At 43.7% G+C, this 17,485-nt stretch carries 17 protein-coding genes; 8 read left to right on the forward strand and 9 right to left on the reverse strand.

The features are described from left to right. Nucleotides 1-18 precede the first annotated feature (18 nt). Genes GXP75_RS09375 through gerAA form a run of 3 tightly spaced genes read right to left on the reverse strand, consistent with a single transcriptional unit; the run spans nt 19 to nt 3,648 of the window. Nucleotides 19-1,137 (reverse strand): Ger(x)C family spore germination protein, encoded by a 1,119-nt coding sequence (locus GXP75_RS09375; protein WP_214919019.1) that lies wholly within the window; start codon nt 1,135-1,137, stop codon nt 19-21. After that, a complete protein-coding gene (locus GXP75_RS09380; protein ID WP_214919021.1) occupies nt 1,134-2,231 on the reverse strand; it encodes a spore germination protein in 1,098 nt (365 codons plus the stop codon). Before GXP75_RS09380 ends, GXP75_RS09375 begins: the two co-directional genes overlap by 4 nt. Beyond that, complete coding sequence (gene gerAA, locus GXP75_RS09385) at nt 2,206-3,648, reverse strand: spore germination receptor protein GerAA (RefSeq protein ID WP_061570647.1); 1,443 nt, start codon at nt 3,646-3,648, stop codon at nt 2,206-2,208. The genes GXP75_RS09380 and gerAA overlap by 26 nt, the downstream gene beginning before the upstream one ends. A gap of 118 nt (nt 3,649-3,766) precedes the next feature. On the opposite strand from gerAA, the gene GXP75_RS09390 reads away from it, so the two are divergent. Both GXP75_RS09390 and fumC read left to right on the forward strand, forming a co-directional pair. After that, a complete protein-coding gene (locus GXP75_RS09390; protein WP_003326981.1) occupies nt 3,767-3,952 on the forward strand; it encodes a YvzF family protein in 186 nt (61 codons plus the stop codon). A gap of 68 nt (nt 3,953-4,020) precedes the next feature. Next, nucleotides 4,021-5,409 carry a class II fumarate hydratase gene (fumC, locus tag GXP75_RS09395; protein ID WP_061570646.1) on the forward strand — a complete coding sequence of 463 codons (1,389 nt, stop codon included), beginning with the start codon at nt 4,021-4,023 and terminating at the stop codon, nt 5,407-5,409. Nucleotides 5,410-5,448: 39 nt separating this feature from the next. Here the strand turns inward: fumC and GXP75_RS09400 are convergent, their stop codons facing one another. Continuing rightward, nucleotides 5,449-6,324 carry a TetR/AcrR family transcriptional regulator gene (locus GXP75_RS09400; protein WP_214919024.1) on the reverse strand — a complete coding sequence of 292 codons (876 nt, stop codon included), beginning with the start codon at nt 6,322-6,324 and terminating at the stop codon, nt 5,449-5,451. 187 nt (nt 6,325-6,511) lie between these two features. Here GXP75_RS09400 and spxO point away from each other — a divergent pair, with 187 nt between their 5' ends. Then, on the forward strand, nt 6,512-6,676 hold the full coding sequence (spxO, locus tag GXP75_RS09405; protein ID WP_003326984.1) for an anti-adapter protein SpxO: 165 nt from the start codon (nt 6,512-6,514) through the stop codon (nt 6,674-6,676). A gap of 24 nt (nt 6,677-6,700) precedes the next feature. Here the strand turns inward: spxO and cssS are convergent, their stop codons facing one another. Next, entirely contained in the window at nt 6,701-8,059 is a 1,359-nt protein-coding gene (gene cssS / locus GXP75_RS09410) for a two-component system sensor histidine kinase CssS (RefSeq protein ID WP_239814590.1), read from the reverse strand. Continuing rightward, nucleotides 8,056-8,733: a two-component system response regulator CssR gene (gene cssR / locus GXP75_RS09415; RefSeq protein ID WP_214919026.1), complete on the reverse strand. Its 678-nt coding sequence runs from the start codon at nt 8,731-8,733 to the stop codon at nt 8,056-8,058. Before cssR ends, cssS begins: the two co-directional genes overlap by 4 nt. Before the next feature lie 275 nt (nt 8,734-9,008). On the opposite strand from cssR, the gene GXP75_RS09420 reads away from it, so the two are divergent. After that, nucleotides 9,009-10,376, forward strand: a complete 1,368-nt coding sequence (locus GXP75_RS09420) for a S1C family serine protease (protein WP_242556665.1) — start codon at nt 9,009-9,011, stop codon at nt 10,374-10,376. A 44-nt stretch (nt 10,377-10,420) separates the two neighbouring features. Here GXP75_RS09420 and GXP75_RS09425 read toward each other — a convergent pair whose 3' ends face one another. Together GXP75_RS09425 and GXP75_RS09430 are read right to left on the reverse strand one after the other, a co-directional pair. Continuing rightward, nucleotides 10,421-10,882, reverse strand: a complete 462-nt coding sequence (locus GXP75_RS09425; protein ID WP_061570641.1) for a Dps family protein — start codon at nt 10,880-10,882, stop codon at nt 10,421-10,423. A 90-nt stretch (nt 10,883-10,972) separates the two neighbouring features. Then, nucleotides 10,973-11,815, reverse strand: coding sequence for an oxidoreductase (locus GXP75_RS09430; protein ID WP_242556666.1), 843 nt, complete (start codon nt 11,813-11,815; stop codon nt 10,973-10,975). Between the two features lie 159 nt (nt 11,816-11,974). Between GXP75_RS09430 and GXP75_RS09435 the strand changes: the two genes are divergently transcribed. From GXP75_RS09435 to GXP75_RS09450, 4 genes are all read left to right on the forward strand, one after another. Beyond that, nucleotides 11,975-13,759, forward strand: coding sequence for a M3 family oligoendopeptidase (locus GXP75_RS09435; RefSeq protein ID WP_242556667.1), 1,785 nt, complete (start codon nt 11,975-11,977; stop codon nt 13,757-13,759). Nucleotides 13,760-13,899: 140 nt separating this feature from the next. Beyond that, a complete protein-coding gene (locus GXP75_RS09440; RefSeq protein ID WP_214919032.1) occupies nt 13,900-14,343 on the forward strand; it encodes a YusW family protein in 444 nt (147 codons plus the stop codon). Between the two features lie 220 nt (nt 14,344-14,563). Next, entirely contained in the window at nt 14,564-15,385 is an 822-nt protein-coding gene (locus GXP75_RS09445; RefSeq protein WP_242556668.1) for an ABC transporter ATP-binding protein, read from the forward strand. A 74-nt stretch (nt 15,386-15,459) separates the two neighbouring features. Beyond that, nucleotides 15,460-15,702, forward strand: coding sequence for a YusU family protein (locus GXP75_RS09450; protein ID WP_003326994.1), 243 nt, complete (start codon nt 15,460-15,462; stop codon nt 15,700-15,702). Between the two features lie 132 nt (nt 15,703-15,834). On the opposite strand, the gene GXP75_RS09455 is transcribed toward GXP75_RS09450, so the two are convergent. After that, the gene (locus tag GXP75_RS09455; RefSeq protein ID WP_242556669.1) at nt 15,835-17,463 is read right to left on the reverse strand and encodes an MDR family MFS transporter; all 1,629 of its coding nucleotides are present in this window, start codon (nt 17,461-17,463) and stop codon (nt 15,835-15,837) included. Between the last annotated feature and the right edge of the window lie 22 nt (nt 17,464-17,485).

Raw genomic sequence — 17,485 nt, forward strand, 5'->3', positions numbered from 1 at the left:
AGCCATGCGGCGCTTCATTTATTGCGTGACACCTTTTGTCCCGAAGTCTCTGACAATCACCTTCACATGGTACTCAATATCTGATTCGCTGAATACTTGATCCCATTTTTTTGAGATTTTTCTCCACTGCTGAGGATAATGAATTCGCACTTGGTCTCCTAAACCGGTTATATCGGTTTTAATATCATCTTGCAGCAGAGTGATAAACTCTGTCACTTGAGCTTGGATTTGTTTCTTTGTCGCTTCCTCAATCTCTTTTATATACGAATCCTGAAACGAGTTTTCTTTCGGGTTCCAGTCCTCTGACAAGCGCCCTTCCACTTCTCTGTTCACGACGAATTTAAATTTACCGTCCCGATATGAGGTTTTAATGTTTTTGTGGCTGGAATAGACTTCGTAGGAAAAAAGCTCCCCATCATGTTGGGCGTCAATTACACCGCCTTCCACTTCTCCAGTAAACAAATTCATGGCTTGCACCTGGCCGGGCGACAAATCAGCATGCCAGTATTTGTTTTTAATAACAGAGGCTCCATCAATTTCAATTTTGCCAGCTTGGACACCCACGTGAGGAATAACAAATGAATCTCCTGCCGTCATTTTCTTTGAAACATCCCCTAATGTGACAGCCTCCATCATTCTGACGGTCACCTTATTATTGTCTGTTAATTCGTAGATAACGTTAGAAGCAGGATCGCCCTCATCGCTGATTTTTAAAATGTCTTTTGCTTTGTCAGCTACGACAAATACATGGGAGCTTCGCCTTGTTCCGTTATCTCTTACAAACTGATTAAGAAGCGCGTCCATTTGAATATCATTGGAGAGCAGCTTCTTAGACACCAAGATCACTCGCAAATGCTGAGAGAAGGAAGGGCGGTTTTTTAAAGCTGCCGTCCTGAAAACTTGATGGACGGTTTCCCCCTGAGTCGTAGAGATTTTCGTCGGATCTCCTGAAGAGGATTGCTGGGCGCTTATTTTTCTAGGAATTAATATTTGCTGTGAAATTTCCAGATTCTTGCCGTTTTCCGGTTTGTCGAGCCCCAGCCCGATAATTAGGCTTAAATCCTCAAGGTTGCGGCTGTCCCAGCAGCCGGATAAAAGAATTGTGCACAAGATGAATAAGAGGATGGGTTTTCTCATTGCGCTTTCAGCCTCCTTTTCAATGCGACCAATAGAAATGTAACAAAGGGCGTCACAAACAGCCCTAAGAAAATATAGCCCAGATAATCACTAAACGCCATGACTTGATTCGCATCTTTGGGCCATAGAGAAATGAAAAAAGTGACAACGGAGATAATGAAGATTCCCGTTTTATTAGAAGATCTGAACACTTTTTTCAGACCGGATGCTGCAAAAAACGTGTACATCACATAAGTGGTGAAAAATTGAATGATCCAAACGATAAGCAAAAATGATTCAAATCGTTCAACAAACAGTCCCTTTGTTTCAAAGGATTGAAATAGGGTGATCGTCGGCCAAATAATGGATACGACCTCAGGGACGGACAACGAGCCGACCACAATGACATAAGTGATGATGTATAAGAAAATCGGGATGGAAAATCCAATTGCCGATGACTTAAACATCTGTTTCCTTTTTTTCATATACTTAGGCAAAAACAGCATAACCTCCACACCTAAGAAAGAAACGGAGACGATAGTAAGGGAATTAAAAACAGAGCTCATTCCCTGTCCAAGCACAGGCCGCATATTATTAATGTCGAATATTTGTAAGCTGAATGCAAACACAATCAGCAGAATGATAATTGTCACTGTTAAGAAGAAAGGAAAAAGTCTTGATATATCACTCATTCCGCCAATCATTAAATAGATGCCGCAAAAGATAAAGCTTAACAGGATGACCTGAATGGGCGTGTTTTCAAGCAGAAAGAATTTCACCATTTCAGCCATCGCCCTTGCTTCAAAACTGGCAACGCCAATAAAGTAACCGGTAATTCCCAGATTCAGCAAACTGCCCAAAAAACGGCCGAATCCTTCTTGGACATAATCAAAGTAGGATTCATATTGATGTTTTTGTATGATTTTTGTGTTTAAGAAAATGAGAAATATAAAAATCAGGCCTTCCAGCATTAAGACAATCCAGCCGTCCGGGGAGTTTGCTTTTGCCGTAAGCGTTCTTGGCAGTGACAGAAGCCCCGCGCCGAGCATGGTGTTTGAAATAATGGCTGTTGCTTCATAACTGTTGATTTTAGTTGGAGTCTTCTTTTGGCTCATTTGCATCATTCGCCTCTTTTGGTTCGTTTTTTGTAGGAAGCCGGAAAATGGAATCATCGGCGTTTTTCAAACTGAAAAATCCATTAGGTGAAAAATAGGGCGAGCCAAAGCTTCTTTGCCTTGTTAAATGTGTATAAATAACCAGCATAAACAAAATGATGCCGTACAGACCGAGAGTAGCCGCGGTAATCATAGAAATAAACCGGAGCACACGGAAGGAGAGCCCCATTCCGTATTGCGGAACTGTAAAAGAAGCTAGCGCGATGATGCTTACTACAATCACCATGATGGAGCTGACCAGGTTTGCTTCAACTGCGGCCTGGCCGATGACGACTCCTCCGACAAGGCCGATGGTCTGGCCGAGCGGGTTAGGAAGCCGAAGTCCCGCTTCCCGCAAAAGCTCAATTGTAATCTCCATCAGCATGGCTTCAATGATAGGCGGAAACGGAACATTTTCTCTGTTAGCTGAAATCGTGACAGCAAGAGAAGTCGGCAGCAGCCCTTGCTGAAACGAAACGAGAGCGATATAAATCGATGATAAAAACAAGGTGAGAAAAATAGACACAAAGCGCAGCGTTCTGATGAGAGACGCGGAGATCCAGCGTTCATAATAATCATCAGGCGACTGCATCAGAACGCCGAGAGACGCCGGCACAAGCAGCGCAAACGGAGAGTTGTCTACAAAAATCGCCACACGCCCATTAAAAAGGGCGGAGGAGACCTTATCCGGCCTTTCCGTATTTTGAATTTGCGGAAACGGTGAATATTTATTATCTTCAATCAGCTCTTCTAATGTGCCGGAATCCTGAATATCATCTAATTTCACTTCTTTTAGCCGGCTTTTTACATCCTCGATGACGGACTTTTTCGCTTTGCCTTCAATGTACATAATGGTGGCGTATTTGAGCTTGTTTTCTCCAATGAGCATTTTTTTGACAACAAGCTTAGGGTGATTCGTCCTTTGTCTGATCAGAGCGACGTTCGTGTCTGTATCTTCAACAAAGGCAACCTTTGGCCCCCTGACCACCTTTTCAGATGTAGGCTCCGTCAAACTCCTGACCTTTTTTTTGCTTGCTGATAGAACATAAGCTTCATTCAATCCGTTCACAAATATAATGCAATTGCCTCTGAGCACGGAATTCACCGTGTCCTTAACTGTCATCACGGGGCGGGCATCAATTTGGTCGAGGCGGTTTTTTAACTGATCCAAAGTGAGCGTATCTTCATCCTTTGTCAGTGTCTTAACTGCGTCCTGCACTTTGCTTTGATCAATGAGTTCGCTAAAATACATATAGTAAAACACAAGCCCGCTGGCGAGCATTTTTTTATTTTGAATCAGATCGTCATTCTGATTTAAATCAGGAAGCACCAATGCTAAATTGTCGTGGATATATTCTTTAAACTCAGAGTGTTTCAACGCGCTCACCTCTTGTCGCAAATCCTTATTAGAGGTTATCTTTTCCTGTTAAAAAAATGATATACTGTGTTACAGTATTTCTTGATACAAGTTTTTTAGAGGAATGAGAGGATACAAGGTGGCACAGGTCAGACTGGCGGGGAAAAAAGAAGAAATCGAGCAAATCATCAAATCGTTTGAAGAAAATTATGAAGTGGCATACACGTCAAAGGAGTATGGGAAAACGAATCCGAGATATAAATACTCTAAGGACTTGCGTGTGTATCTGGACTTGAAATTAAAATCAGCAAAGATTGAAAAATAAAAAGGATTTCAAGGACAGCCGGCGAATTATTTTCTATTGAAGCAACAGTTATGGAGGGATACATAAAAATGGAATACAGAATTGAAAAAGACACCATGGGAGAAGTAAAAGTTCCTGCTGATAAATTTTGGGGCGCCCAAACACAGCGAAGCAAGGAGAACTTCAAAATCGGTTCTGAGAAAATGCCGAAGCAAGTTGTGAAGGCGTTTGCAATTTTGAAACGAAGCACTGCTATCGCCAATGAACGACTCGGCAATTTGGATTCTGAAAAAGCGGAAGCAATCGCAGCGGTATGTGATGAAGTGCTCAAAGGCAAGTACGATGACAACTTCCCGCTTGTCGTATGGCAGACAGGAAGCGGCACGCAAAGCAATATGAACATGAATGAAGTGGTGGCAAACCGGGCGACTGCTTTATTAAAAGAAAAGAACTCCGATAAAGCGATTCATCCAAACGATGACGTCAACCGCAGTCAGAGCTCAAATGACACATTCCCGACTGCCATGCACGTGGCGGGAGTCCTTGCCATTTATGAGCAGCTTGTTCCTGCGCTTGATCAGCTCCGCAATACGCTGGATGAAAAAGCAAAAGCATATCAGGATATCGTGAAAATCGGCCGTACGCACCTTCAGGACGCAACGCCGTTAACGCTCGGCCAGGAGATCAGCGGCTGGGTTTATATGCTGGACCGCTCAAAGGAAATGATTTTGGAAGCAACGGAAAAAATCCGTGAGCTTGCGATTGGCGGCACGGCTGTTGGAACGGGAATCAACGCCCATCCGGAGTTTGGAGAACTCGTATCAGAAGAGATCACGAAACTAACCGGGCAAACGTTCAAAAGCTCACCGAATAAATTCCATGCGCTTACAAGCCATGATGAAATCACGTATGTACACGGCGCATTAAAAGCTCTTGCGGCTGACTTAATGAAAATCGCCAATGATGTCAGATGGCTGGCGAGCGGACCGCGCTGCGGAATCGGAGAAATCGTTATCCCTGAAAATGAGCCTGGAAGTTCTATTATGCCGGGTAAAGTCAATCCGACACAAAGCGAAGCACTTACGATGATTGCTGCGCAAATCATGGGGAACGATGCAACAATCGGCTTTGCCGCGAGTCAGGGGAACTTCGAGCTGAACGTATTCAAGCCGGTTATCATTTATAACTTCCTTCAATCAGTACAGCTTCTCAGTGACGGAATGAACTCTTTCCATGACAAGTGTGCTGTCGGTATTGAGCCAGATAAAGAAACCATTCAGGAAAACCTGTCAAACTCTCTGATGCTTGTGACAGCGCTGAACCCGCATATCGGCTACGAAAATGCGGCGAAGATCGCGAAGCTTGCCCATAAAGAGGGATTGACCTTAAAAGAAGCGGCTCTCAAGCTTGAATTGCTGACAGAAGAGCAATTTAACGAGATGGTCAAACCTGAGGATATGGTGAAACCAAAAGCGTAATAGAAAAAAGACGGCTGCTTGTATAAGCAGCCGTTCCTTCTAAATAAATTGCTGTTTTAATAAGTAACGGAGCTGTTCTGCCTCTTTGGCAATTGCTTCCGACTCCTTCAGGTTAAGAATCATCCCCTTGATGATTGCTTGTTTCGGTGTTTTTTTCTTCATCTCCGCTTCAAGAATATCGAGGCTTTCAGTTAATTCAGGCGCAGAGATTGTGTTTATCTTGCCGATCTTTATGCGAATCTCTTTGATAATAGACTCACTAAGAGGGTCAGGCCTCCCGTGATACAGGGGCCCAAACAGCGAGCTCGCTTCATCAAGCGAGATGAAAGGATATTCATTTCTTTCTGCCATCCCATTCACCATGTCATCAATTCTCTTAATAACCGTTTCCGCTAATTGCTCAGGCTTCAGAGTTTGCCCTGTTACAATAATTAATTCCAGATAAATCTGACTGATTCCTTCGATCAAAAAACAAAGCTCGGCTGTATAAGGCTCTGCTTTTGCTCCGTACATATTCAATAGACTGTCAATGTGAAACTGAAGAACAGCCTGACGGATTTTTTTCGCGCATTGCTCGACTTCTTCCGTATAAGGAAGAGATCCTTCTCTCATCTGCATAGTAATAAAGTCTTTATGTTCAAGAATATTTTCAAAAAAAACAGCAAGCTGCTCCTTATAGGCTGACCTTGGGGTGCCGCTCTTTGTTTGAATATGATGGATTCGGGTAAACATTTTATCATAATAGTAGTTCAGCATAGATAAGAGCAGCGCTTCCTTGGAAGGAAAGTAAATATAAAAAGCGCCTTTAGACATTTTGCATTCATCGGCAATTTCTTGTACCGAAGTTGATTTATACCCTTTTTGAGCAAACAGTTTAATTGCAGCTTCAATAATCAGTTTCTCTTTTTCCTTCAATGGTTTCACCCTTTCGGAGCCCGGAGGCTGACGGTTGCGACAAAAAAAATATGAGGATATGACTATAGGGTCATATCTGTATATTATAAATTTAACCGTATTGTAACTTGTTTTTTTATCCTGTATTATTTATATTATAAAGTGAGATGACCAAACGGTCAAAATTCACGTGAAAGGGTGAATCTACATGAAAGAATTGGACGAAATGATCAGCCGCTTACGAAACAGAGGGATTAAAGTTGAAAAAGTCACTTATCCTAAGCAAACCTTGTCTGAGAAGAAATGGGTTCATCAATGTAAACAGCCGATAAAAACGAACTACAGAGATTTTAACGGTTATTCCTTCACATAAAAAAAGACTGCAAAAAGTCACAGTCTATTTCTTTGGTACTGCTATACGGTAGGTTACTCCTGTTTTGTCATTTTCAATTGCGATTGACGCCTTATGAAGAGTTAAAATACGTTTTACGATGCTGAGACCAATGCCGAATTCGCCTTTCTTCCCTTTATTAAAAGGCTCGTACAGGCTGGAAAGCATCTCATCTTCAATATGGGGCCCGTCATTTTTAATCGTGATGAAGATGTTCTGAACATCCTTTTTAATGCTGACTTCAATCTTTGTTTCAGCGTACCGGATTTGATTTTCCAGTATGTTTTCGAGCAGCTTGCTCCATTGTTCAGGATCACCGGGCATTACGGTGTCTTCTTCTACATCAATGACCCACGACAATTCTTTTCGAGACCATTTCAGCCTCTCGATCACTTCTTCAGTCACTTCTGCAATGCTGAATGTTTCATGATGCACATTTTGCTTTAATAAATAATCCAGCTTGGTTAAATATAATAAATCCTTAATTTTCTTCTCTAATTTTTCCGCTTCGCCTTCAATGACATCTATCGTATTTTCGAGGTCCCCTTTAGGAAAAATCCCATCTTTAATGGACTGCGTATAACCTCTGATGACCATCACCGGGGTTTTTAAATCATGCGAAATATTTTGCAAAAGCGTTCGCTCTGTTTCATCTTTTTGAACCAGCTTTTGGCGCATGTCCTCAATCGTATGGCCCAGCTTCCCGATTTCATCTTGGCGGTCAACGATAACCGGATCATCCCAATCTTGTTCCGAAATGCGTTTGACGTGCTTTTCAAAGCTGACAAGCGGACGTGATAAGTACTTTGCAAGCCAAATCGCGGGAATCCAGCTTAACAAGATGACGCCTGTGAGAATAAACAGCAGCTGCTTGAATAAAGTAAATGCCAGATCATCCCGATAGGAATCAAGAGCGTAGGAGAGCATCATCGCAGATTGGCCATTTACCGAAAGCCCCTTTTTAATAACAAAAAACACCTTTTCTCCGTTTACATCTTCGCTATAGCGTTTCATTTTTACATCCTGCTTGTTCGCCAGCTTGTACACCTTATGAATAAATGATGATGACAGCGTTGTTAAATTCCTGTCGCTGGCAGCATCTTCACTTTCAGGCAAGAGCACGTGCTGCACGGATCGCACAGTCGTCGGAGCCGTTGCTTCCTCGCTGTAATAGCGTCTTTCGATTGAACCGGGAAGACGGTACTCGGTCAGCACATGCTGCTCATTTTCGATTGTTGTATACGTCTCATTAGTAAAGAAATCTCTTAATGTATTAGAAAAAAGCACGAGTAATAAAATGGATATAGCCAGCAAAATCCCTGATATGACAACCCAAATCTGAAAAGCGAGCGGCCTGTTTTTCATGATGTCATCATCCTGTAGCCGAACCCGTAAATGGTTTCGACTTTTAATTCAGGCATCTTCTTGCGCAGCCGCCGTACGAGGTCATCGACGACTCTGTCGGTTCCGAAATAATCATGTCCCCACACCTTTAAGAGAATATCTTCTCTGGAATAGGGGTGTCCTTTATGATGAATAAATAAGAGCAGCAGATCAAATTCCTTCGATGTCAGGTTGATTAAATTCCCCTTCTCATCATAAACCTCCCGGGCTTCCTCGGCGACTTTATAGGAAGACACGATCGTTTCAGTCCTTTTCGCCGCAGGCCCGTCCTTATATACAAGCTGCAAAAGCTTTTGAACACGAATGATCAGCTCTCTCGGCAAAAAGGGCTTTGCAATATAATCATTGCTCCCAAGCTCTAAGCCAAGTACTCTGTCAATATCAGCGTCACGTGCGGAAATAAAGATGACCGGCACATAAGGGTCTTTTTCTTTTATTTCTTTTATTAAAGTGTAGCCGTCCGTATCAGGCAGCATAATATCGAGAATCCATAGATGGGGTGACGGCTGCATCTGTTTTCTGGCATCCTCCCCTTTTGTGAAAGATGTAATGTCCCAGCCCTCGTTCTCTAAATATTTTGTAAGCAATTCATTCAGATTATCCTCATCTTCAACTAGATAAATGGTATATGACAAGGCAATTCACATCCTTTCAACGTCATTATAACTAGTTTTAACACAACTCAGGCAGATTTTCATAATTTCACATATTCTTTTCATTTTTATCCCACAATGTTTGTTTATGATGTGTATAAGGGAAGAAAGGAATGAAAAAAGCGAGGAAAATGTTATATGATAAAACATACACTATTTTGGTGCTTTGCTTTTCTCCTCATTATAGGAACAATTGAACTTGTACATGCGATAAATATGTAATGATAAATGGAAAACCGTATAAGGAGCGTGCGAAAATGGATTATAAACGTGATGACAAAAATGAACCCCTTCATTCAAATGATGAACCGTCACATACAGACAAGCCAGAGCTGATTGAGCATCAGGAACAAAAATTGCTTGATCAGCCTGTTTCTCAGGAGGCCGGACACAAAGAAACAGCAGCTGCTTTAGAAATGGAACAGAAAGAAACGGCCGTAAAAAAAGAAAAAAAACGGAGAGCCGCATGGTTGAGTCCGATTTTAGGCGGAATCATCGGCGGAGGTTTGATGCTCGGCATCGCGCCTCATCTGCCGTCTAACCATAATCAGACAACCGAGACCGTTTCAGCGAATAAGCAGGTGCAGTCAGACAACTTTACAACAACGCCGGTGACGAACGCGACAAACGTAGCTGACATGGTAGAAGACTTGGAGCCGGCAATTGTCGGAATCTCCAACCTTCAAAGTTCTCAAAATAATACATTCGGCACAGAAAGCAGTTCGAGTTCTGAGAGTGAGAGCGGAACAGGATCGGGTGTTATTTTTAAGAAGGACAATAAGAAAGCCTATATCATTACGAATAACCATGTCGTAGAGGGCGCTAATAAACTCACGGTTACGTTATATAATGGGAAAACGGAAACCGCCAAGCTCGTAGGAAGCGATGCAATAACCGATTTGGCTGTTTTGGAAATAAGCTCAGAAAATGTTGATAAAGTAGCGAGCTTCGGAGATTCTTCACAGCTTCGCACCGGAGAAAAAGTGATCGCCATCGGAAACCCGCTCGGACAGCAGTTTTCCGGTACGGTGACGCAAGGGATTATCAGCGGCCTTGACCGGACGATTGATGTGGATACAACCCAAGGAACAGTTGAGATGAATGTGCTGCAAACAGACGCTGCGATCAACCCGGGGAACAGCGGAGGCCCGTTAATCAATTCCAGCGGGCAAGTCATCGGAATCAACAGCCTAAAGGTCAGTGAAAACGGCGTAGAGTCTCTCGGATTCGCCATTCCAAGTAACGACGTGGAACCGGTCGTTGACGAGCTGCTGGCAAACGGAAAGGTAGAGAGACCGTTCTTGGGAGTTCAAATGGTCGATATGTCGCAAGTCCCGCAAACCTATCAAGAAAATACGCTGGGCCTATTCGGAAATCAGCTGAGCAAAGGGGCTTATGTAAAAGAAGTCCAATCCAATTCCCCTGCGGCAAAAGCCGGCATTCGCTCTGAAGACATCATCGTCAAACTAAACGGCCAAGATGTGGAGAGCAGTGCGGATATTCGGGAAATCCTTTATAAGGATTTAAAAGTGGGCGACAAAACAACGATTCAAGTCATTCGAAACGGAAAAACAAAAACACTCAATGTTTCGCTGACGAAGCAAACAGAAAGCAGTTCCCGCTGATTGGCCGGATATGAAAAAAGCTGAACCCTTGGGGTTCAGCTTTTTTAGTCTAAGAAAGAGGACAGCATCCACACTTGTTTTTCAATGTCTTCTATCAATCCGACAAACAGGTCAGCCGTTGCATGATCATTGTTTTCTTCGGCAAGTCCAATGACGAATTTTGATTCGCTGCTGATTTGTTTATAATCATCGACCAATGTCTTGACCATTTCTGATGCGGCTGTTTCGCTGCCTCCGTCAGAGATGGATGCCTGCTTAAGGTACTCACTCAGCGTAGCCGCAGGATGGCCGCCGATGGCAAGCAGACGTTCCGCAATGGTATCGGCTGTTTCCGCCGCTTGGTTATATAGCTCTTCGAATTTTTCATGAAGTGTAAAGAAATGCGGTCCCTTTACATACCAGTGAAAACGGTGGAGCTTAGAGTAAAGCAGAAACCAGTTAGATAATTGGGTGTTCATTGAATTCTCAATTACTGTGCTCTCTTTTTTTACATCTTGTACATTCATATTATAACGTCCTCCTTGTGATCTGTTAAATTAATTGTACCACATCTCATATAGAAATCAATACTAAATTATAATTATTATAAATAACGATTATTTGAACAGTTTTTTCTTGAGGATATACTCCCAGAAAGACCAAGGAAAAAGGGCGCGGAACAGCAGTGTCAGCTTAACGCCTTTTCCGACCGGGTAACGTAATTTTCTGATGCGTTTTTTCAATGCTAATTGATAAATGAGATCGGCGACTTCTTGAGGGTTTCCGCTTTCGATTTCATTTTTTTCTACATATGACAGAATCGTTTTGTAGTAGTGGTGATAGGCTGATTCGGGTGCGGGTGCTGTCATATTGCCTGATATGGATTTCCGCCAGATCGAGGTTTGGTAGGAGCCGGGTTCTACCAGCGCTGTTTCTATGCCGAAGGGAAGCATCTCAAGGCGCAGGCTTTCCGAAAACCCTTCCAGCGCATGCTTGGAAGATGCATAGGGGGATAAAGCGGGAAATCCGGTCAAACCGCTTATGCTGCTGACATTTATGATTTTGGCGCCGCCGTGTTTTCTCAAATAAGGCAGAACAGTTTTTGTGACGCTGATCAAACCGAACACATTGGTTTCAAACTGTTTTCTGAAATGATCCATTGGCAATTCTTCAATAAATCCGCCATAGGCCGTTCCGGCGTTGTTTACGAGCAAATCGACCGGGCCGTATGCCTGCAGTGCTTCCCCGAAGTCTGAAATGGACCGCTCATCGGTTACATCCAACGCTGTGATATGAATGAACGCTTCCACATTGTGCAGTGCGGCCGTCTCCCTTAGTGCACTCGCTTGTTCCGGTTGTCTCGCCGTTGCGATAACGGTGTAAGTCTGCGCGAGCTTTACAGCAGTCAAAAGACCGAAACCGCTGGTGGCTCCAGTCACAATCGCAATTTTTTGATTCAAAATAATTCCCCCGTTCTATATTCATAAAGGTATTGTACTATCATCAGGCCCATTCATCTATAAAGGCCGTAGAAAAGATTTCCTGAAATAGGAGATATTTTTATACAATAATTCAGAATTATTTTATAATGAAAGAAAGTGAGAAAGGGGTTTTGGGTCATGACATTGCAAGGCGTAAACGAAACGTGGGATCTTGAGACATTTTTTAAAGGGGGAAGCGGGTCTCCGGAGCTTACAGCGTATATCGGAAAGCTATCCCAAAGTCTGCATGCTTTCAAAGAAATGACAGATGCATTTCAGCTGCCAAAGACTGCCGAAGATGAAGAAGAGCTGGTAAGAATACTCAGCAAGTTTGAAGAGATCGTCGTCAAAATTCAGCAGGCGGGCGCCTTTGTCATTTGTCTTCAGTCTCAAAACATCAATGATCAAAAGGCCAATGAACACAAAGCGCGCATCAGCCGGCTGAATGCGGATTTCAAGTCTGCTCTCGTCACATTCGATCATAAGCTTGCCCGCATTGATGATGCTGTATGGAAAAAGCTGCTTAACAGGCAGGATCTTCAAGAAATCGCATACATATTACAAGAAAGAAGAGAACGTATCGCTGAAAAACTCAGTGCAGATCAAGAAACACTTATCGAGGGATTGGCCGTTGACGGCTATCATGCGTGGGGGGATTTGTACAACACGATTGTCGGGAAAATCACAATTCCGTATGAAGATAAACAATTATCCGTCGGACAGGCGGAGAATCTGCTGTCTTCCCAAAACCGTTCTGTCAGAAAAACAGTGTGGGAGCGCCTGAATAAAGCTTGGGAGCGGGAAGAGGACATTTTCAGCAGCACATTAAACCATCTGGCGGGATTCCGTCTGCAAACCTATAAAGCGCGGGGCTGGGACAATGCGCTTAAAGAGCCGCTTGCCATTAATCGAATGAAAAAAGAAACGCTGGATGTCATGTGGCAGGTCATCACCGATCATAAAAAGCCGTTTGTTAATTATCTGCATAGAAAAGCGTCACTCCTTGGCGTCGACCAGCTGAATTGGTTTGACGTTGAAGCGCCCGTCGGAGATGACGTGAAGGAATATTCGTATGATGAAGCGGCGAATTTGATTGTCAGTCAGTTTGCGACGTTCGGCCAAAAGCTTTCAGCATTTACCGAAAAAGCGTTCCGAGACCGCTGGATTGAAGCGGAAGACCGCAGCGGAAAAAGAGTCGGAGGCTTCTGTACAAGTTTTCCGGAAAGCGGGGAGTCACGCATATTTATGACCTATTCGGGCAGCGCTTCAAACGTCGCCACACTAGCCCATGAACTCGGCCACGCGTTTCATCAGGAAGCCATGCTGAATGTGCGCCCGTTAAACAGAGGCTACGCAATGAACGTAGCTGAAACGGCTTCTACCTTTGCGGAAATGATCGTTGCTGATGCAACAGTAAAACAGGCGGAAACCAAGGAACAAAAACTTGTTTTGCTTGAAGATAAAGTCCAGAGAAGCGTCGCGTTTTTCATGAATATCCATGCCAGATTTTTATTCGAAACGGCATTTTATGAAGAGCGGAAACAGGGAATTGTACCGGCTGATAGATTAAATGAGCTGATGATTGAGGCTCAACAGGAAGCTTTCTGCGGCGCTTTAGGAGAGTATCATCCGCATTTTTGGGCGTCAAAGCTTCATTTTCATATTACAAGAGTGCCGTTTTATCATTTTCCGTATACATTCGGCTATCTGTTTTCACTTGGCATTTACGCTTCGGCTTTACAGGAAAAAGCCGGGTTTGAAGAAAAATACATGGCTCTCTTGCATGATACAGCTTCAATGACAGTGGAAGATTTGGCGATGAAGCATTTAGGCGCTGATTTAACCAAACGGGATTTTTGGGAACAAGCCATAAGTCTGACGGTACAGGATGCCGAGGAGTTTTTGAAACTGACCGAATCTTAAGCTATAGGATAAGCCGGGGTCTTTTTAGGCTCCGGCTTTTTTGTGCGAAAAAGCATAATGGCTTCGGTTTTTTCTTCATGAATGAGGAATCCTTCCCTTGGACATAGCTAAAAAGAATGGAAACTATAGGAGTGAATAAAATGAGCGTGATCAGGATGACGGGAGCCATTTGTCTCGTGGTGATATTAATAGCGGGCTGCCGGCTGAATGAAGAACAACAGCAAGGAAATTCCGCGGCCGAAAACGCGCCTGTTTCAAATATGAAGCCTGTGCCTTATGATCACTTCTCGCTCCAGGTGAACTATGGAAACGGGGAGCATAACCGCTATGAAGGCATGTACCAAAAGAACGGGGAGAATGAAAAGGCTGAAATTGAAGATAAGCTGTCAGGCATTCACCAGGAAGGTGAAGAAGCGCTGGATGAAATGAAAATGATCCTGAGCGAGCTTGCGGTCAATCAGCATATGACAGATCAAGAAACGATTCGGAATGTACTGGAATCCTTTAATTTAGACAGCCACTACGACCATCTTCGTTTGAACATAAAGCTTCACGACGGAACTGTAAGAGAAATAAAAAAATAGCATCATCCGGAAGAGCCCGTAAGATTCCCATTCGTTCCAAAAACTAATTGAAAATGATTTTCAAAGTCATTGTTATCTGCTACAATGAAGGATATATGGCCTTATAGTGAAGTGATTATTTTATCACTTGTATAGATGATGATATTTGAGAAACATACATTCAGTATAAAGCGCAATACATAAGTGTTGCTAAAGTCAGCGAAAAGGAGCGGTTACGGGTATGAGTGCAATTTCTACAGAAACGTTGAGCTTAGGGTACGGGGATGCTGTTATTATTGATGAGTTGAATTTAACGATTCCAAAAGGTGAGATAACCGTATTTATCGGCAGCAACGGCTGCGGAAAATCGACACTTTTACGTTCTTTGGCGCGGCTGATGAAGCCGCAGGGCGGATCTGTGCTTCTCGAAGGAAAAGCAATCGCCAAACTGCCGACAAAAGAGGTCGCGAAGGAGCTTGCGATATTGCCGCAGGGGCCCGCTGCTCCGGAGGGATTAACCGTGCATCAGCTGGTCAAGCAAGGAAGATATCCGTATCAAAACTGGCTGAAACAATGGTCAAAAGCTGATGAGGATGCCGTGAATAGAGCGCTCAAAGCGACAAAGCTGGAAGAGATGGCTGACCGTGCCGTTGATTCGTTGTCAGGCGGACAGCGGCAGCGGGCTTGGATCGCAATGACACTCTCACAAGAAACGGATATTATTCTTCTTGATGAACCGACAACCTATCTGGACATGACCCATCAGATCGAAATCCTGGATTTGCTGTTTGAACTGAACGAAAAGGAACAACGGACGATTGTGATGGTTCTGCATGATTTGAATTTAGCCTGCCGCTACGCCCATCATTTGGTTGCGATTAAAGACAAACAAATTTACGCTGAGGGCCGGCCGGAAGAAGTCATAAACTGTGATCTCGTGCAAAATGTGTTTTCTATGAACTGTCAGGTGACACAAGACCCGCTGTTTGGAACGCCTCTTTGTATTCCGCACGGACGGGGCAGATGTATTGTTCAGGAAACGGCTCTTTCATCTCACGGATAAGTACCGCAGCAAAGGAGATTCCGCCAGAGAGCGGCTGCTCCTTTTTGTTTTTACGCAGAGAGGAAGGTGTGAAAATGGAGCAAAAACTACAAGAACAGCTCGACGGATTACTGGAAAAATACACAGAACTTCTACTTGGTGAAACAGACGCTGAATTAAAAGAAGACGTGAAGCAATGGATATTGTATACGCACATGGCCAAAAGCATGCCTCCGCTTGTGAGGCATTGGAACGAATCGTATCCTGACGCCAAACAGGGCATTAAAGAAGTCATTCAGCATATTAAAGAGTTAAATGAAGAACATCGAAAAAAATAGTGACCTATAAAAAAGCAGTTTGCCACGCAGCTCACACGGCAAACTGTTTTTTGTGCTGACTGACAAACTGCATTTTTTAACAGCAAAAAACCCGCGGAATAATAAAATTCTGCGGGCTTCTCATCATACAAACTAGTGGGAAGGAGATCCGACTGCTTTTGCCTTCTCCTCTTTTTCTTGCTCCTCCCCAGCCTTTTTATTAGAAAGCTTAATCGGTTTGACGAACAAAGTGAGTACGGCTCCGATCACAATAAAGGCGAGGCCTGTGTAAAACACACTGTGGAGCGAATCCATCAAAGATGTTTTTAAAATCGGCACGATGTGTGAAGAAAACGCCGCCGGAATTTGTTTTACTGCTTCCGGACTGAACAGAGACTGAAGCAGCCCTTGCGGATCTTTGTCTATCATGCCTTTAAACTGGTCGGCAAAGGAACTGGCCTGTGCCGGAAGCGAGTTTAAGTAAGGAACGAGTTTGTCGGTTAAAAGGGTGCCTGATCTGGCGTTCATTACGGCCCCCAGCACCGTAATTCCAAATGTTCCTCCAATCGAGCGGAAGAACTGGCTTGAGGAGGTGACAACTCCAAGCTCCTCTTTTGAAAAGCTCTCTTGCAGCGCTAATGTGAGAATCGGCATGACCAGACCCATGCCAAGCCCTATGATCGCCATGTAGCTTGTCGCCACAAGCTTACTCGTATCAAGGTCCAATGTTGTTAACAGAAGGAACCCGCCTGCCATAATCACCATACCTGTAATAATTTGCGGCTTAATTCCCACTTTATACACAAGCTGACCGCCGATAATACTCGTAATAATCATAGAGACCATCATCGGCGTCATAATGGTGCCTGATTCAGACGCACTGACACCCACAATCCCCTGCATAAAGAAAGGAACAAACGTGACTGCGCCGAACATCCCGATACTCATAAAGAAGCCGATCAGATTCAGGAATGTAAACGTTCTGTTTTTAAATAAATACATAGGAAGAATCGGTTCTTTTGCTTTTGTTTCCGCTATGATAAAACCTATAATGCCGATAAGGGCGAGCGCGAACAACCCGAGAATCTGCCAAGAATCCCAAGCGTAATCTTTACCTCCGAAACTAAGAGCAAGAAGCAAGCTTACGACACCGACAACCATGGTGAAAATGCCGGCAATATCGAAATTGATCGGCCCTGTCTGTTTGCGGCCCTGTAACCCTCTGGCAATGAAAATAACGGCAACAATCCCGACAGGAAGGTTAATGTAAAAGACCCATTTCCAATTTAAAGTATCGACAATCCAGCCGCCGATCTGCGGTCCGATGACGGATGCAAGACCGTAAATCGCCCCAAAGACCCCTTGAAATTTGGCACGCTGTTTACCTGTAAATAAATCCCCGACTACAATCATAGCCATTGGCATCATGATACCGCCGCCTATTCCCTGTAATCCGCGGAATATAATCAATTCAGTCATATTGTTGGCCATACCGCACAGTGCTGACGCGGCCATAAAGATGATCAAACCTGAAACATAGACAACGCGGCGCCCTAATAAGTCGGCTAATTTACCGGCAATCGGGACAACAGTCGTTGAGGTTAAAAGATACGCCGTAGTCAGCCAGGTCATCATACTTAAACCGCCAAGATCACCCACAATTTTCGGCATGGCAGTTCCTACAATCGTACCGTCAAGCGCTGAAAAAAACATGGCTATAATTAAGCCTGTTAATAATAAAGTGCGTTTAGGATTTTTGCTTTCTGTACTCATTTCTACCATTTCCTCTTTTCATTAGTAATGT

Source organism: Bacillus sp. HU-1818 (genome assembly GCF_022695965.1).
GTDB classification, from domain to species: Bacteria; Bacillota; Bacilli; order Bacillales; family Bacillaceae; genus Bacillus; species Bacillus atrophaeus.

Excerpts from the sequence above, each read along its gene's own strand:
- fumC (WP_061570646.1), top strand. The coding sequence starts at position 4,021 with ATGGAATACAGAATTGAAAAAGACACCATGGGAGAAGTAAAAGTTCCT.
- GXP75_RS09450 (WP_003326994.1), top strand. The coding sequence starts at position 15,460 with ATGGAGCAAAAACTACAAGAACAGCTCGACGGATTACTGGAAAAATAC.
- spxO (WP_003326984.1), top strand. The coding sequence starts at position 6,512 with ATGAAAGAATTGGACGAAATGATCAGCCGCTTACGAAACAGAGGGATT.
- GXP75_RS09380 (WP_214919021.1), bottom strand. The coding sequence starts at position 2,231 with ATGAGCCAAAAGAAGACTCCAACTAAAATCAACAGTTATGAAGCAACA.
- GXP75_RS09425 (WP_061570641.1), bottom strand. The coding sequence starts at position 10,882 with ATGAATGTACAAGATGTAAAAAAAGAGAGCACAGTAATTGAGAATTCA.
- cssS (WP_239814590.1), bottom strand. The coding sequence starts at position 8,059 with ATGAAAAACAGGCCGCTCGCTTTTCAGATTTGGGTTGTCATATCAGGG.
- GXP75_RS09420 (WP_242556665.1), top strand. The coding sequence starts at position 9,009 with ATGGATTATAAACGTGATGACAAAAATGAACCCCTTCATTCAAATGAT.
- GXP75_RS09440 (WP_214919032.1), top strand. The coding sequence starts at position 13,900 with ATGAGCGTGATCAGGATGACGGGAGCCATTTGTCTCGTGGTGATATTA.
- GXP75_RS09455 (WP_242556669.1), bottom strand. The coding sequence starts at position 17,463 with ATGGTAGAAATGAGTACAGAAAGCAAAAATCCTAAACGCACTTTATTA.
- GXP75_RS09375 (WP_214919019.1), bottom strand. The coding sequence starts at position 1,137 with ATGAGAAAACCCATCCTCTTATTCATCTTGTGCACAATTCTTTTATCC.
- GXP75_RS09435 (WP_242556667.1), top strand. The coding sequence starts at position 11,975 with ATGACATTGCAAGGCGTAAACGAAACGTGGGATCTTGAGACATTTTTT.
- GXP75_RS09445 (WP_242556668.1), top strand. The coding sequence starts at position 14,564 with ATGAGTGCAATTTCTACAGAAACGTTGAGCTTAGGGTACGGGGATGCT.